We start from the raw sequence: 15,285 nt of genomic DNA, 5'->3' as shown, positions 1-15,285 counted from the left end.
CGCGCTCAGAGCCTGATGCCGAGGAATGTGGAGCGGTTTTCGGGCGACAACATGCTCTACCTCTTTGGCTTCGGATGTTTTCAGGTCGTTTCGACCCGAAATTGTCCGGCGGTCAGTTCGCCGGCATCGGTCCAAAGCGTATGCGGAAGCGCCGGTTCTCGCGGCCCTTCTTCTCGATCTTGCCGATATGTATGTCGCCGACCTCGCCGGTCGACCTCACATGCGTTCCGCCACAGGGCTGGCTGTCGATCGAACCGTCGTCGCCGATGCAGACCAGGCGAATCCTGCCGGTGCCGACGGGCGGGCGGACGTTCTTCGATTTGACGAGGCCGGGATTGGCGGCGAGCTCCTCGTCGGTGATCAGCCGGGTGAAGATCGGATGGTCGGCGCGCACCAGCTCCATCAGCCGGGCCGTCACATCCTCCTTGGTGAAGCCGGCGTCGGGGATATCGAAGTCGACACGGCTGTCGTCCTCGGCGACCGCCGCCCCAGTGATCGGAAACGGACAGACGACGGTCAGCAGGTGACAGGCGGAATGCATGCGCATCAGGAGGTGCCGCCGCTCCCAGTCGATCAGGAGCTTCAACCTTTCGCCGACTGCCGGTAAGCCCTCTTCCGGCGCCGGCACATGGATGATCTCGTCCTTGGTCTCGCCGGTGATGGTAGCGGCGATGGCGATGCGGCGGCCGTCGGCACGTTCGAGCATGCCGGTGTCGCCCGGCTGCCCACCGGATGTCGCATAAAAGATCGTGCGGTCGAGAAGAATGCCGCCGCGATCGTTGATGCCGACGACCTCGGCTTCGGCCGTCTTCTGATAGGCGTCGTCGCGAAACAGCGCCTCGGTCTTGCGCGCCATCATGCTACCTTTTCGAACGGCAGGGAAATCTCGGTCTTCGCTTCCATCCAGCCCGGCACCGGAAGATTCTTGCCGCGCAGGAACTCCGGATTGAAGAGCTTGGACTGGTAGCGCGTGCCGTAGTCGGCAAGGATCGTCACGATCGTGTGGCCGGGTCCGAGCTCGCGCGCCAGCCGGATGGCGCCGGCGATGTTGATGCCGGTCGAGCCGCCGACACAGAGACCCTCTTCCTGGATCAGGTCGAAGATGATGGGCAATGCTTCCTCGTCAGGGATCTGATAGGAGAAGTCGGGCATGAACCCGTCGAGATTGGCCGTGATGCGGCCCTGCCCGATGCCTTCGGTGATCGAGTTGCCATCGGATTTCAACTCGCCGCTGGTGTAGAAACTGTAGAGTGCAGCGCCCAGCGGATCGGCAAGCGCGATCTTGACGTCCTTGCTCTTGCCCTTGAGCCCGAGCGCGACACCGGCGAGCGTACCGCCGGAGCCGACCGCCGAGACAAAGCCGTCGATCCTGCCGCCTGTCTGGGTCCAGATTTCCTGCGCGGTCGTGCGGACGTGACCGTCGCGGTTGGCGATATTGTCGAACTGGTTGGCCCAGATCGCGCCGTTGGGCTCGGAGCGCGCCAGTTGCTCGGCAAGACGGCCGGACAGTTTTATGTAATTGTTCGCGTTCTTGTACGGCACCGCCGGCACTTCGATGAGTTCCGCGCCCAGGATTTTGATTGTGTCCTTCTTTTCCTGGCTCTGCGTTTCGGGGATGACGATGACGGTGCGGTAGCCGAGCGCCTTGGCAACCAGCGTCAAACCAATGCCGGTGTTGCCGGCAGTGCCTTCGACGATGACCCCGCCAGGCTTGAGCAGGCCGCGCTGCTCGGCGTCGCGGATGATGAACAGGCCGGCGCGATCCTTCACCGATTGCCCTGGATTCATGAATTCGGCCTTGCCGAGGATCTCACAGCCGGTCGCATCCGAAGCCTTGTTGAGCCGGATCAGGGGCGTGTTGCCGATCGCTTCGATCACAGAACGGGGCATGTGGGATTCCTTCATGTGTGCGGCGAGACCCTAAAAACCGGACGCCGCGGTTTCAAGGCAAGATTTTGCCTGGTCCAGTCGCATTCCGGATGGTGCAATGCTCGCGATCATTTCAACGCCAGGCGCAAAACCGCTCTTTTCATTCGATTTCGCCGCCGCTAGAGCAAACCGGAGCATCCGCAGGACACCCCATGACACTCTACCGGGCCAATCCGAAAGACGGTGTCGCCTGGATCACGGGCGGCAGCAGCGGGCTTGGCCGGGCGCTGGCCAGGGATCTCGCCAATCAAGGCTATGCCGTGGCGGTGACCTCCCTGCCGCAAGATCCGGCCGACACGCTGATCGTCGAAACGGCGCAAATGCCCGGGCATGTGAGGTCCTTTCCCTGCGACGTGACCGACGAGCAAGGCATGGCGCGCACGGCCGCCGCGATCGAAGAACAGATGGGGCCGATCGTGCTTGCCGTCTTCAACGCCGGCAACTACATCGCGACCCCCGGCGAGAATCTGGTGGTGCGCGATTTCCATCGCTCCTTCGCCGTCAACTATTTCGGCATCGTCAACGGCGTGGTGCCTGTCGTCGAGCATATGCGCGTGCGCGGACGCGGTCACATCGTTCTGGTCGGATCTGTCACCGCCTATTCCGGCTGGCCGACAACGGCGGCCTATGGCGGCACCAAGGCTGCGATCAACATCCTGGCGGAGTCGCTGAAATACGATTTCGACAAGATGAACATCCGAGTCCAGGTCATCAATCCGGGATTCATCGATACGCCTTTGACCGAAAAGAACAAGCTGCCGATGCCGGGCCTCATGCCTGTGCACCGCGCGTCCCGCCGCATGGCGCGCGGCATCCGGAATGGCCGCTTCGAAGTCACCTTCCCGTATCACATAAGCTGGCCGTTGAAGCTGCTCGGCCTGCTGCCGCGGCCAATCGGCCGCTTCGTCATCGGCCTCACCACCCACTGGTGGGGGCGGCCGCTGCATTTCGATCGCAGGCTGCCCGGCGGAAAGGATCCGTCCCGCGACAAGGCATCATGAGCCGGCGAAACCGCGATTGCCTGCCGGCGGAGGCGGCCATAGGTTGAGAATCATTGCTTGGAGATCGGAATGGGGCGGCGGATCGTGCTGGCGGTGCTTGGCCTTGCAGTCATCCTGGTCGCCGGCTTCTTTCTCGGCCCGCGCGTGCCGGTCGACACCACCATCCGTTTCAATCCATCGGTGATCGGCGATGATCCTCAGGCCTATCTGGCGCGTAAGGAGGCTGCGATGCCCCACATCCGCGACGGGCTCGACAAGGAGATCATCTGGGCGAACCCGATGGTCCACGCCAAGACGCCTTTGGCCATCGTCTACATCCATGGCTTTTCGGCCTCGAAGGGCGAGGTTCGCCCCTTGCCGGACGATATCGCGGACGAATTGGACGCCAACCTTTTCTATACGCGCCTGACCGGTCACGGCCAGGACGGCGCGGCGATGGCGCAAGGCAGCGTCAATGCATGGATAAACGACTATGAGGAGGCTTTGGCCATTGGCCGCGCCATCGGCGACAAGGTGATCGTCATCGGAACCTCGACCGGCGCCTCGCTGGCGGCGTGGGCCGCAACGCAGCCGGGCGCATCCGACGATGTTGCGGCGATCGCGTTGATATCGCCGAATTTCGGGGTCAAGGCCTCCGGCGCCGAGCTCCTGACCATGCCCTGGGGCAGGCAGATCGCCGAGCTTGTCGGCGGCAAGGAGCGCAGCTTTCCGGCGCGCAACGCGCTACACGAGAAATTCTGGACCACCAAGTATCCGATGAGGGCGGTGCTGCCGATGGCAGCGCTCACTAACCTTGCCTATGAGGCGCCGGTCGAGACGGCGAAAATCCCTGCCCTGTTCATCTTCTCGGATGCCGACAAGGTGGTGCGGCCGGACCGCACGCGTGAGATCGCCGGGCGCTGGGGCGCTCCGCACGAGCTGGTGCCGGTCGACGACACCGGCGATCCGGACAATCACGTCATCGCCGGCGATGTGCTGTCGCCGCAGACCACGGCTTTCCTCACCCAACGTATCGTGGTGTGGGTGAAGGCGCTGATGCAGCAGCAAGCAAGCCAGTGATACGAAAACGGCCGGAGCATCGCCCCGGCCGTTCCTCGGATCGGATTTGATGGGCTTTAAGCAGCCCGGTTCGCCGGACGCTTGCCGCCGAAGCGGCGCTTGTTGTTGCCCTTGAAGCGCTTGAAGCCGTCGGGCTTGCGCTGGCCATTCGGCTGGGCGGCCGCTGGGCGTTCGCCTTGCGGCTTCGGTCCGCGCTCGCCATTGGGCTTGCCGGCGAAACGCTTCCTGCCGCCACCATTGCCCGGGCGGCGACCATCGCGACGGCCGCCATGATGCTCGCGGTCATTGGCCGGCTCGAAATGGCGCTCGGTCTTTTCCCTGGGCTCGCGCTGCGGATCCGGACTGCCGAGATGATCGGCAATGACCGGCAGCTTCATGCGGATGATGCGCTCGACCTGCCGCAGCTTGGCATTCTCCGAAGGATCGCAGAGCGTGATCGCGATGCCGTCCCTGCCGTTGCGGCCGGTTCGGCCGATGCGGTGGACATAGCTCTCCGCCTCGTCCGGCAGGTCGAAATTCACGACATGGCTGATGCCGGGCACGTCGATGCCGCGCGCTGCGATATCGGTGGCAACCAGGATGCGAACCGAGCCCTCGCGGAAATCGTTAAGCGCCTTCTGGCGGGCATTCTGCGACTTGTTGCCGTGGATCACGGCAGCCTCGAAACCGTCGCGTACAAGATCCTTGGTGACGCGGTCGGCGCCGTGCTTGGTGCGTGAGAACACGATCACCGTCCGCATCGCCTCGTCGGCCAGCATCTTGGACAGCACCTGGCGCTTCTGCTTGGTGCGGGCAAGCACCACGCTCTGCACGATTTCAGCGGCGGTCGTGCTTTGCGGCGCGACCTCGATGCGGACCGGATCCTTCAAGAGGCCCTTGGCGAGCTCGGCGATCTCGTTCGGCATGGTGGCCGAGAAGAGCGCCGTCTGGCGATCCGGCGCGGTCGCCTTGGCGATGCGCTTGACGTCGTTGATGAAGCCCATGTCGAGCATGCGGTCGCCCTCGTCGAGGACCAGCCATTTGGTGTCGGCAAGGATCAGATCACCCTCGCGGACCAGATCGGTCAGTCGTCCGGGCGTGGCGATCAGGATGTCGACGCCGGGCGCGATCTTCTTCACCTGGCTGAAGCGCGAAACGCCGCCGAGCACGAGCGCGGTCGAGATATGCGCGCCCTTGGCGAGCAGCTTGATGGTGTCCTCGATCTGCACGGCAAGCTCGCGCGTCGGCGCCAGGATCAGCGCGCGCGCCGTCGTCGGCCGGCGCTTGGTGCCGAGGCCGATGATCTTCGACAGGATCGGCAGCGCGAAGGCCGCCGTCTTGCCCGAGCCGGTCTGCGCGATACCGAAGATGTCGCGGCCTTCGAGCTGCGGCGGGATCGCCTGCACCTGGATCGGCTTCGGCTCGGTGAAGCCCGCGGCAAGCGTGGCCTTCAGCAGCGCGCCGCCGATGCCAAGAGCCGCGAAAGCGGAGAGTTCCCCAGTGTCGTTGTTGGGGAGAGTGTTTTCGTTGGTCAAATCTATCTTCTTTCAAGCGGCGCAATGCCGCAAACGTCAAATGGCGGCAGGGCGCAACCTGCCGTCGAAACAATCATCAGGAAACGACAAGGCGGCGGACGGGAAACGTCCGCGCGGCTGCGCTGTCGTGCCCGCGAGCTTCATGCCCCGGGGCTTTTTCGCCGTCTTGCCGATCGGCCGAGGCCGACTTCAAAGAGGGAAACAGACGCAACCAGTCTCATTCGTGGAGAAAGCCGGACAGGCCGGCCCAAGCGCCTATGCCGCCGCATATGGCCGAGTCCAGTCTGAAATGCAAGAGGCGATGTTGCAGCGCAGCAAAACAAAGGGCGCTTGCGCTGCCCTGCCCTCGCCATTACCACAAACCCACTTATCCGTTTGGGGAACCGTGCGATGAAAGACGTGCTGAAGGAACTCGAGCGCCGTCGTGAGATTGCCCGCATGGGCGGCGGCCGGAACCGTATCGAGGCTCAGCACAGGAAGGGCAAGCTCACCGCCCGCGAGCGTATCGAGGTCTTCCTCGACGAGGGGTCGTTCGAGGAGTTCGACATGTATGTCGAGCATCGCTCGACCGATTTCGGCATGGAGAAAACCAAGATCGCCGGCGACGGCGTCGTTACTGGCTGGGGCACCGTCAACGGTCGCCCGATCTATATCTTCGCCAAGGATTTTACCGTGTTCGGCGGCTCGCTGTCGGAGGCGCATGCCGAAAAGGTCATCAAGGTCCAGGAAATGGCGCTGCGCAACCGCGCGCCGATCATCGGCGTCTATGATGCAGGCGGCGCGCGCATCCAGGAAGGCGTAGCCGCGCTCGGCGGCTATGCCGAGATCTTCCAGCGCAATGTGCTGGCCTCCGGCGTCATCCCGCAGATTTCGTTGATCATGGGTCCTTGCGCCGGCGGCGATGTCTACTCGCCGGCGATGACCGATTTTATCTTCATGGTGCGCGACACCTCCTACATGTTCGTCACCGGACCGGATGTGGTGAAGACGGTGACCAACGAGACGGTGACCGCGGAGAGCCTTGGCGGCGCTTCCGTTCACACCACCAAATCCTCTATCGCCGACGGCGCCTATGACAACGACGTCGAAGCACTGCTGCAGATGCGCCGGTTGGTCGACCTTCTGCCGGCGTCGAACACAGCCGAAATCCCCGAGATCGAGTGCTACCAGTCGGTGACGGATCGCGACCTGTCGCTCGACCGGCTGATCCCCGACAATGCCAATAAGCCCTATGATATCAAGGAGCTGATCCTGAAGGTCGCGGACGAAGGCGATTTCTTCGAGATCCAGCAGAGCTTTGCCAAGAACATCGTCACCGGCTTCGGCCGCGTCGAGGGCCGAACCGTGGGCTTCGTCGCCAACCAGCCGATGGTGCTGGCCGGCGTGCTCGATTCCGACGCTAGCCGCAAGGCCGCACGCTTCGTGCGCTTCTGCGACTGTTTTTCGATCCCGATCGTCACCTTCGTCGACGTACCGGGCTTCCTACCGGGCACCGCGCAGGAATATGGCGGGCTGATCAAGCACGGCGCCAAGCTGCTCTTCGCCTATGCCGAAGCGACCGTGCCGAAGATCACCGTTATCACCCGCAAGGCCTATGGCGGCGCCTATGACGTGATGGCTTCGAAACATTTGCGCGGCGACATGAACTATGCCTGGCCAACGGCGCAGATCGCGGTGATGGGCGCCAGGGGCGCGGTCGAGATCATCTATCGGAAAGACATCGGCGATCCGGAGAAAATCGCCGCTCATACAAAGACTTACGAGGATCGGTTCCTGTCGCCTTTCGTCGCCGCCGAACGCGGCTATGTCGACGAGGTGATCATGCCGCATTCGACCCGGCGCCGTGTCGCCCGGGCGCTGCGTATGCTTCGCAACAAGGACATGCAGAACCCCTGGAAGAAGCACGACAATATCCCGCTGTGAAAAGACCTCCACCAGCCGAAAGGACGACAACCGCTAATATGGGCGCGGAGACGAAATGCGAATAACGCTCGCGGCCCAGGGCCTTATACCGTGCAAAGGCTATGGCGGCATCCAGCGGCAGGTCGAATGGCTGACCACGGAAATGGTCAAGATGGGGCATCGGGTGACATTGATCGCCGGCCCGGGATCGTCGCATCCGATGTGCGAGGTCCGCCACGCGGTGACCAATGACGAGTGCCGCGCGGCTGTGCCCAAGGACACCGACATCGTCCATCTCCACGCCTGGAAGGTCGATGTCCCTTTTCCGACGCTCAATACCGAACGCGGCCATCTGCCGGATTACCCGCGGCCGCAGCCGAACTGGAGCTTCATCAGCGCCCGCCATGCCGAGCTGCATGGCCGCAAGACCTTCGTCTACAACGGCTTTCCGGTGGATGCCTATCGCCTGGCTGCGACGAAGAACGACCATCTGTTTTTCATGGCGGCCATCGCGCGGGCCGGAAAGGGCCTCAACCGGGCGGTGGACCTGGCGAAAAAGTACGATTTCAAGCTCGATATCGCCGGCGGCTCGCGCTGGAAGCTGCTCGGCCGCAGCAAGACGCGACGCGAGGGCGTGTTCTTCAAGAGCCTGTCGCCGCGCTTCCGCTACCACGGCATGGTCGACGGCGAGCCGAAGGTGCGCCTGCTGGGCGAGACCAAGGCCTTTCTGAACCCGATTTCCTGGGAAGAGCCTTTCGGCAATGCGCCGGTCGAATCCATGCTGTGCGGCACGCCGGTCTTGACCACGGCACGCGGTGCGCTGCCGGAAACCGTCGATGCGGACACCGGCCGGTTCTTCGACACGGATGAGGAGTTCGCGCGCGGTTTCGGTGAAATCGCCGGTTTGTCGGCGCAAAGATGCCGCGAATCCGCGGCAGACCGGTTTCCGATCCAGAAGGCCGCCAAAGCCTATCTGGAGCTCTACCGCCGTATTCTTGATGGCGAAGCGCTTCCGTGAGACATCACGCAGGCGTCCCCTGTCAGAGGTGGCCGTTCCGGATCGAAAAGGTTTCGCGCATTGCGCCCCATCCTGGTTTTCTGCCTGCCGGCGATCGGTGATTTCATCCGCTGTCACTCGGCCATCCGGATCATCGCCGAAAGATTCCCGGGCCAGCCGGTCGATATCATCACCTCGAGGATTGCCGCGCCGCTGGCGCGGCTGATGCCGCATGTCCGCAAGGTCTGGATTGCGGAAAAGCACTGGAAGCCGGGGCTGAAGGAGCGGGCTGGCTTGGCGCGCGAAATCCGCAAGGAGAATTACCAGGCGGCTTATATGCTCACCAGCAGCACCAAGGCTTCGCTGGTGCCGTGGCTGGCCGGAATACCGGAGCGCATCGGCTATCCGCGCGAGTTCCAGTTTGGCATAGTCAACCGACTGCCCGCCGGTTGGCTGAAATCGATGGTGGCCTTCGGTACGCGCAAGACGCGGCTGGTGGAACAGGTCTGTGCAATCGCACGTCTCGGCAAAAGACCGGCCGAAGACCTACCGTTGCCGGCGCCGCAGCTTGTCGTTTCCGCCGAGGAGCTTGCCGGTTGGCGCCAGCACAACGGGATCGACCCGGCGAAACCGGCGATTGCCCTCTATACGTCCGATTTTGCCAACAAGCGCTCATGGCCGATGGAGCGCTTCGTCTCGATTGCGCGCGACTATATTGCCCGAGATTGGTCGGTCTGGCTGATCGGCGGGCCGCGCGAGCGGCAGGCTGCGGCCGAGATCAAGGCTCAGTTGCCCGTGGCAGTCGATTTCACCGCGACACCCGATATTGCGGAGGCCATGTGCCAGATCGCGGCCTCGACCATCTTTCTCGGCGTCGATGGCGGCATCTCTCATGCCGCCGGGGCGCTTGGCGGCCCGTGTGTGCTCATATACGGCACGAACCGCGCCTATGTGCACGGCCCGGTGAACGAACAGGTGATCTTTCTCGAACCGCCGATTTCGACGCCGGATTGGGTGGAGAGCACGCGCGCCGTGAGCGAAGACAGGGTTCGCGAAGCGCTGGCGGCGGCGATCCGAAAACACGCGCCGCAATTCGCCTGACCTTATTCCTCGGCTGCCGCGCCAAAGCCGGCACCCATGCTCGCACGGGCCGTGGTCGCCCATGGCGTGGCGTGATTGTCGATGCGCATCTGGAAAATGAAATAGGTCGGTGAGCAGAAGCCTATGCCCTTGACCTTGGCCGCGCCCGGCGTGTCCGCCGGCAGTGACTGGCACATATAATCCTCGCGGCAGAAATGGTCGGCCGAGCAGGCCGGCCGGTTGCCGCGATTGACGGCGCCGCCCAGACACTGGTCGAAATTGTTGGTGGCCACGCAGACGTCGAACTTTTTGCCCCCGACCAGTCCGCAGATTTCGCTGGGCATCGGCTTGCCTGGTTTGAAGGCGGCGAAGGCGCGATCCTTGTCGTCGCAGGCACGATAGGCGAAGCCACCCGGCACGCCGATCTTAGGCGGCCGGCAGGTATAGGCGGTGCGCGAGATCGCCGGCGCAGGAGCGGCGAACTGGCCGGTGATCTTGTAGCGGTCGTTGAAAGGCTGCGCCGCGTTGCTGGCGATCTCGCCGGTAAGGCAAGGATGGCCGGAAAACATCGCCGGACTGTCTTTCGGCAGCAGGCATTGCGCCAGTTTGGTCCTCACCCCCGAAGCCGTCGCGATCGGCGTGCAAACCGTGCCGGCGCCGCATTGCCAGGTGCCGCCGAAGCGGCTTGCGTCTTCCGGCATCAGGCATGGCATCGCCGGTTCGGCCGGCGCATAGGCGATCTCGCCAGTGTCCTTCCAAGCAGCGGGCGGCGCGAAGGAGAGCGGGCGAAAACGGTTGGGCTCCCTGCCCTCGGCGGTCGCTTGCAGCCATGCCTCGCGGCGCGGAATCTCCGCATGGAGATGCGGCGAGATGCCGACCTCGAGACGGTTGAGCGGCGAGGTCGTGGCATCGTCGAGGCCGATGAAATGGAAGCCGGCGGTCGAACCCGCCTGATGACAGCCCTGGCAGGCGCCGTTGTCGAGCCGCTCGACCAGGGCTTCCGGTGTGCGCAGCAGGGACAATTTCGAGTAGTCGAGCCCGGCGAAGTCCTTCGGATCGAACAAGGGCGTGAACGGGTGATTGGCTTGCCTCGCGCTGCCGAAGGTCGACCAGGAGATGACTTTCCGGGCCAGGAACTCATCGGGAATTTCGTAGACGCCGAGATCGACTGCCGCGGCATTGGCGCGAACATAGTCGGCAAGCCGGGCTTTCAATTCCGCATCCTGCGCAAGCTTCTCGCCGACCGTCGCGCCGTCGATGCTGAAGATGCGCATCAGGTAAGCGGCCTGCCCGCCGAATTCGGTTTCCTGGCCGGAAGGAAAGCGCACCACCTGCGCGTTGAGCTCGAGCTGCTTGAAGGATAGCGAAGCCTTTTCGAGCGGCCCGCCAGTCAGCCAGCCGGCATCGACCGTTTCGTCGAGCTGCGGCTTCCAGAGGCCGGCAGCGCCTGTGCAACCGCCGTCGGCGTCCGGAGCGACGCCATATATGGCGCTGAAGTTGAACGGCAGGCGCGAGGCCAGTTGCTTGCCGTTCTTCTTGAACGAATATGCAAGGCGATAGATGAACCTCACCTCGCCGCAGCTCGTCTCGCTGCCAAATGCTGCGAAATCGCGCCGGTCGAGCCGGTTTACGACGCCTACCAGACGGAAGCGCGCGGCGCTCGTCTTCAGCCAGCGCATGTCGATGATGCGGCCGACATTGCCGTCGGTCACTTCGTAGAGGGTGCGGCCGCCGGCCTTCATGTCGGCGCGCAACGCGGCGACGTCGGCGGCCACGGTGTCGACGATGGCGTGGTAGGCCGGTGCGGAGTCGTAGAGGGATTTCAGGTCATCCTTGCCGTCGACGCCAAAGAGACCGGCGAAACCATATCCGTTGGCGTCAAGCGTGGCGAGCAAGCTCGGGTCATCGACGATGGTGACAGGACGATCGGCGGCGCGCGCCGATTGCGCAGCGGAAGCCGTCAGGAGAAGGACCGCAATCATGAACCCCAGCCGTTTCATCGGACATCGCTCTGCGTCAGTTCGCTGAGAACAGGCACGATGGCCAGAGGCAGGTCCTCTGCGATCAAACCCGGCCCAAAACGACTGCCGGCTTCGGCATGGATCCAGACTCCCGCGCAAGCCGCTTCGAAGGGCGGCATGCCTTGCGCGAGAAGCCCGGCGATAATGCCCGCCAGCACATCGCCTGAACCCGCGGTGGCAAGCCAGCGCGCGCCGTTGCTGTTGATCGCGGCGCGGCCGTCGGGCGCGGCGATCACGCTGTCGGCGCCCTTATAGACGATCACGGCATTGGCGCGCTGTGCGGCTTGGCGCGCCCTGGCCAGCTTCGACAGCGCCTTGTTGTCGGCAATGTCCGCAAACAACCTGCCGAACTCGCCCTCATGCGGCGTCATGATCAAGGCCGGCGCGTCCGGCCTGCCGGCGGCCTCGAACAGCGTCGGGGCCGCATTGCGGAAAGAGGTGATGCCGTCGGCGTCGAGCACGAGGCCCTCGACGCCGCCGTCCCGGCGGTTCTTGGCGAGCACGGCGAGCGTGAAATCGCGCGCCTTGTCGCCGATGCCGAAGCCGGGGCCAAGGACGAAGGCGGACGGCCGGCGATCGCCGACAAGGTCATGCACGTCCTCGACCGCATCGACCTTGCGCAGCATGATCGAGGTCAGATGCGCCGCATTGACCTGCATGGCGTTGGCAGGCGACAGCACGGTGACGGCCCCGGCCCCGCTTCTTGCGGCCGCAAGCGCTGAAAGGCGCGCCGCGCCCGTCGCCGACGGTCCGCCCGAAAAGACGCTGGTGTGGCCGCGCCTGTATTTATGCGTGTCGACGGCCGGCGCGGGAAAGTTCTGGATCCAGAGCCTGGGCAGGTTCTCGAAGGCTTGCGGCGCGATCTCGTCGATGATCTCGTCGCGAATGCCGATGTCGGCCAACACGACCTCGCCGCATCGCTCGCGGCCGGGCAGAAGCAGGTGCCCAGGCTTCTTTCGCGCGAAGGTCACCGTGAGCGCCGCGCGAAATGCCGAGCCCAGGACTTCGCCGCTTTCGCCGGAAACGCCCGAAGGCAGGTCGATCGCGACAACCGGCAGGTCCATCGCCGTCACGATGTCGACCGCGCCCTTGACGTCGCCGGTGAGAGGTTTCGACAAGCCTGCGCCATAGATCGCGTCGACGACCAGCGAGCCGGCTTCCGCGGTGAAGGCCGCAAGCGGACGCCGTTCCAGGGCACAGTCAGCCGCCGCGAGCGCGGCGTCGCTGCCTGCCCGCGGTTTGCCCGATGCCCACAGGGCCACATCGACGCCGGCCTCGGCCAGCAGCCGCCCCACGACATAGCCATCGCCGCCATTGTTGCCTGGGCCGCACAGCACGTGCACCTTCTTCGCGCCAGGGTAGCGCCCAAGCACGACGGCAGCGACCGCCTCGCCGGCACGCTGCATCAACCCATAGCCGTCGAGCGGTCCGGCCGCGATCGCCAGTCTGTCGGCCTCGGCCATTTCGGCCGGCGATAGAAGTTCATTGCGCATGGGATTGCCGATCTCCATGCGATCAAGCATTGTCCAGTTTTCGGTTCGAAGCAAACCAGTGCGATCGCGGCATTATCCTGCACATGCGATGGCATACGGGAGGGATTCTGCCTGCAAATTGCGCCGTTTGCCCATTTTTTGCGCAGACCTGAGGAGGAGCGATGTATAGGCTTTGGGCGTCCATGACGCATCCGATGCAGCGGATGACGCGAATTTGTATCCGTATGCGGCATGGGCTCGAAAACACCCCTCGCCGCCTGCACTCCTCACGATTGGCACAGTTCGTGCTTGATGGAGGCGCAAGCGGGGCACACAACCCGTCTTCTTGGCAGTGGAGGCCACTTTTTACATGAAAAAGATCGAAGCGATCATCAAGCCATTCAAGCTGGACGAAGTGAAGGAAGCGCTTCAGGAGGCCGGATTGCAAGGCATCACGGTCACCGAGGCCAAGGGCTTCGGTCGCCAGAAGGGTCATACCGAGCTTTATCGCGGCGCTGAATATGTCGTCGACTTCCTGCCCAAGGTGAAGATCGAGGTGGTGCTCGGCGACGACGCCGTCGAAGGGGCCATCGAGGCCATCCGCAAGGCGGCGCAGACCGGCCGCATCGGCGATGGAAAAATCTTCGTCTCCAACGTAGAGGAAGTCGTGCGCATCCGCACTGGCGAGACCGGCATCGACGCCATCTGACCTTCAACCCATTCCGGACGTCATCACACAGGGAAGAAATGACATGACGACAGCCAAAGACATCATGAAGCAGATTAAGGACAACGACGTAAAATTCGTCGACCTGCGCTTCACGGATCCGCGAGGCAAGCTGCAGCATGTGACGATGGATGTCGTCGAGGTCGAGGAAGACATGTTCGCCGATGGCGTCATGTTCGACGGCTCCTCGATCGCCGGCTGGAAGGCGATCAACGAGTCCGACATGGTGCTGATGCCCGACACCGACACCGTCCACATGGACCCGTTCTTCGCGCAGTCGACCATGGTGATCCTGTGCGACATCCTCGATCCGATCTCGGGCGAGGCCTATAACCGCGATCCGCGTGGCACCGCCAAGAAGGCAGAAGCCTATATGAAATCCGAAGGCATCGGTGACCAGGTCTTCGTCGGCCCGGAAGCAGAGTTCTTCGTGTTCGACGACGTCAAATACAAGGCCGATCCCTACAACACCGGCTTCCGCCTCGACTCGACCGAGCTGCCGTCCAACGACGACACCGACTACGAGACCGGCAACCTCGGCCACCGTCCGCGCATCAAGGGCGGCTATTTCCCTGTGCCGCCGATCGATTCCTGCCAGGACATGCGCTCCGAAATGCTGACCGTGCTCGCCGAGATGGGCGTGCGCGTCGAGAAGCATCACCATGAGGTTGCCGCCGCCCAGCACGAGCTCGGCATCAAGTTCGACACGCTGGTGCGCAACGCCGACAAGATGCTGATCTACAAATATGTCGTGCACCAGGTCGCCAATGCCTACGGCAAGACGGCAACCTTCATGCCGAAGCCGGTGTTCGGCGACAACGGCTCGGGCATGCATGTCCACCAGTCGATCTGGAAGAACGGCAAGCCGACCTTCGCCGGCAACGAATATGCCGGCCTGTCGGAGACCTGCCTCTATTACATCGGCGGCATCATCAAGCACGCCAAGGCGATCAACGCTTTCACCAACCCGCTAACCAACTCCTACAAGCGTCTGGTGCCTGGCTATGAGGCGCCGGTGCTGCTTGCGTATTCGGCGCGCAACCGTTCGGCTTCCTGCCGCATTCCGTTCGGCTCCTCGCCGAAGTCGAAGCGCGTCGAGGTCCGCTTCCCCGATCCAGGCGCAAACCCCTATCTCGGCTTTGCCGCCATGCTGATGGCAGGCCTCGACGGCATCAAGAACAAGATCCATCCGGGACAGCCTATGGACAAGGATCTCTACGATCTGCCGCCGAAGGAACTGAAGAAGATCCCGACCGTCTGCGGTTCGCTGCGCGAGGCGCTGCAGAACCTCGACAAGGACCGCGGCTTCCTGAAGGCCGGCGGCGTCTTCGACGACGACCAGATCGACTCCTATATCGAGCTGAAGATGGCCGAAGTCATGCGCTTCGAAATGACCCCGCATCCGGTCGAGTACGACATGTACTATTCGGTCTAAGCGACTGCATTTCCGACAAAAAAGGGCCCCGGCGCAAGCCGGGGTTTTTTCGTGGCCAAATGCATGGAAGCCGCAATCGGCCTAGCACGACGTTCACGAAAAAGCCCCGGTGGTCATTGCCACCGGGGCTTTTTCCATAGGCTGACTG

The 15,285-nt window shown here is 63.4% G+C and carries 13 protein-coding genes; 8 read left to right on the top strand and 5 right to left on the bottom strand.

Annotation, left to right across the window (positions count from 1 at the left end):
* Positions 1–112 precede the first annotated feature (112 nt).
* Positions 113–856 carry an alanyl-tRNA editing protein gene (locus tag P9273_RS08185; protein WP_278049010.1) on the bottom strand — a complete coding sequence of 248 codons (744 nt, stop codon included), beginning with the start codon at positions 854–856 and terminating at the stop codon, positions 113–115.
* Positions 856–1,890: a cysteine synthase A gene (locus P9273_RS08180; protein WP_278048429.1), complete on the bottom strand. Its 1,035-nt coding sequence runs from the start codon at positions 1,888–1,890 to the stop codon at positions 856–858. Before P9273_RS08180 ends, P9273_RS08185 begins: the two co-directional genes overlap by 1 nt.
* 191 nt (positions 1,891–2,081) lie before the next feature.
* Here P9273_RS08180 and P9273_RS08175 point away from each other — a divergent pair, with 191 nt between their 5' ends.
* Both P9273_RS08175 and P9273_RS08170 read left to right on the top strand, forming a co-directional pair.
* Positions 2,082–2,930 carry an SDR family oxidoreductase gene (locus P9273_RS08175; RefSeq protein ID WP_278048428.1) on the top strand — a complete coding sequence of 283 codons (849 nt, stop codon included), beginning with the start codon at positions 2,082–2,084 and terminating at the stop codon, positions 2,928–2,930.
* Between the two features lie 69 nt (positions 2,931–2,999).
* Entirely contained in the window at positions 3,000–3,989 is a 990-nt protein-coding gene (locus P9273_RS08170; RefSeq protein WP_278048427.1) for an alpha/beta hydrolase, read from the top strand.
* 56 nt (positions 3,990–4,045) lie between these two features.
* On the opposite strand, the gene P9273_RS08165 is transcribed toward P9273_RS08170, so the two are convergent.
* A complete protein-coding gene (locus tag P9273_RS08165; RefSeq protein ID WP_278048426.1) occupies positions 4,046–5,503 on the bottom strand; it encodes a DEAD/DEAH box helicase in 1,458 nt (485 codons plus the stop codon).
* On the opposite strand from P9273_RS08165, the gene P9273_RS08160 reads away from it, so the two are divergent.
* From P9273_RS08160 to waaF, 4 genes are read left to right on the top strand one after another with little or no spacing between them, the layout of a single operon-like run.
* Complete coding sequence (locus P9273_RS08160) at positions 5,496–5,897, top strand: hypothetical protein (protein WP_278048425.1); 402 nt, start codon at positions 5,496–5,498, stop codon at positions 5,895–5,897. The two genes, P9273_RS08165 and P9273_RS08160, sit on opposite strands and share 8 nt — an antisense overlap.
* Positions 5,894–7,426, top strand: coding sequence for an acyl-CoA carboxylase subunit beta (locus P9273_RS08155; RefSeq protein WP_278048424.1), 1,533 nt, complete (start codon positions 5,894–5,896; stop codon positions 7,424–7,426). Before P9273_RS08160 ends, P9273_RS08155 begins: the two co-directional genes overlap by 4 nt.
* 55 nt (positions 7,427–7,481) lie before the next feature.
* Complete coding sequence (locus P9273_RS08150) at positions 7,482–8,423, top strand: glycosyltransferase (RefSeq protein ID WP_278048423.1); 942 nt, start codon at positions 7,482–7,484, stop codon at positions 8,421–8,423.
* A gap of 60 nt (positions 8,424–8,483) precedes the next feature.
* On the top strand, positions 8,484–9,503 hold the full coding sequence (gene waaF, locus P9273_RS08145) for a lipopolysaccharide heptosyltransferase II (protein WP_278048422.1): 1,020 nt from the start codon (positions 8,484–8,486) through the stop codon (positions 9,501–9,503).
* A 2-nt stretch (positions 9,504–9,505) separates the two neighbouring features.
* Here the strand turns inward: waaF and P9273_RS08140 are convergent, their stop codons facing one another.
* Entirely contained in the window at positions 9,506–11,464 is a 1,959-nt protein-coding gene (locus P9273_RS08140; protein ID WP_278048421.1) for a hypothetical protein, read from the bottom strand.
* A gap of 14 nt (positions 11,465–11,478) precedes the next feature.
* On the bottom strand, positions 11,479–12,996 hold the full coding sequence (locus P9273_RS08135) for an NAD(P)H-hydrate dehydratase (protein WP_278049009.1): 1,518 nt from the start codon (positions 12,994–12,996) through the stop codon (positions 11,479–11,481).
* A 349-nt stretch (positions 12,997–13,345) separates the two neighbouring features.
* Here P9273_RS08135 and P9273_RS08130 point away from each other — a divergent pair, with 349 nt between their 5' ends.
* Together P9273_RS08130 and glnA are read left to right on the top strand one after the other, a co-directional pair.
* On the top strand, positions 13,346–13,684 hold the full coding sequence (locus P9273_RS08130) for a P-II family nitrogen regulator (protein ID WP_040994665.1): 339 nt from the start codon (positions 13,346–13,348) through the stop codon (positions 13,682–13,684).
* 43 nt (positions 13,685–13,727) lie between these two features.
* The gene (gene glnA, locus P9273_RS08125; protein WP_278048419.1) at positions 13,728–15,137 is read left to right on the top strand and encodes a type I glutamate--ammonia ligase; all 1,410 of its coding nucleotides are present in this window, start codon (positions 13,728–13,730) and stop codon (positions 15,135–15,137) included.
* Positions 15,138–15,285: the final 148 nt, after the last annotated feature.

The sequence above is a fragment of the Mesorhizobium sp. WSM4935 genome (assembly GCF_029625735.1).
In the GTDB taxonomy this organism is placed as follows: domain Bacteria; phylum Pseudomonadota; class Alphaproteobacteria; order Rhizobiales; family Rhizobiaceae; genus Mesorhizobium.
The sequence above is the reverse complement of the archived record's forward strand: the minus strand, read 5'-3'. Positions and strand labels throughout refer to the sequence as shown.

Excerpts from the sequence above, each read along its gene's own strand:
- P9273_RS08155 (WP_278048424.1), top strand. The coding sequence starts at position 5,894 with ATGAAAGACGTGCTGAAGGAACTCGAGCGCCGTCGTGAGATTGCCCGC.
- P9273_RS08150 (WP_278048423.1), top strand. The coding sequence starts at position 7,482 with ATGCGAATAACGCTCGCGGCCCAGGGCCTTATACCGTGCAAAGGCTAT.
- P9273_RS08180 (WP_278048429.1), bottom strand. The coding sequence starts at position 1,890 with ATGCCCCGTTCTGTGATCGAAGCGATCGGCAACACGCCCCTGATCCGG.
- P9273_RS08135 (WP_278049009.1), bottom strand. The coding sequence starts at position 12,996 with ATGCGCAATGAACTTCTATCGCCGGCCGAAATGGCCGAGGCCGACAGA.
- glnA (WP_278048419.1), top strand. The coding sequence starts at position 13,728 with ATGACGACAGCCAAAGACATCATGAAGCAGATTAAGGACAACGACGTA.
- P9273_RS08140 (WP_278048421.1), bottom strand. The coding sequence starts at position 11,464 with ATGATTGCGGTCCTTCTCCTGACGGCTTCCGCTGCGCAATCGGCGCGC.
- P9273_RS08170 (WP_278048427.1), top strand. The coding sequence starts at position 3,000 with ATGGGGCGGCGGATCGTGCTGGCGGTGCTTGGCCTTGCAGTCATCCTG.
- P9273_RS08175 (WP_278048428.1), top strand. The coding sequence starts at position 2,082 with ATGACACTCTACCGGGCCAATCCGAAAGACGGTGTCGCCTGGATCACG.
- P9273_RS08130 (WP_040994665.1), top strand. The coding sequence starts at position 13,346 with ATGAAAAAGATCGAAGCGATCATCAAGCCATTCAAGCTGGACGAAGTG.
- P9273_RS08185 (WP_278049010.1), bottom strand. The coding sequence starts at position 856 with ATGGCGCGCAAGACCGAGGCGCTGTTTCGCGACGACGCCTATCAGAAG.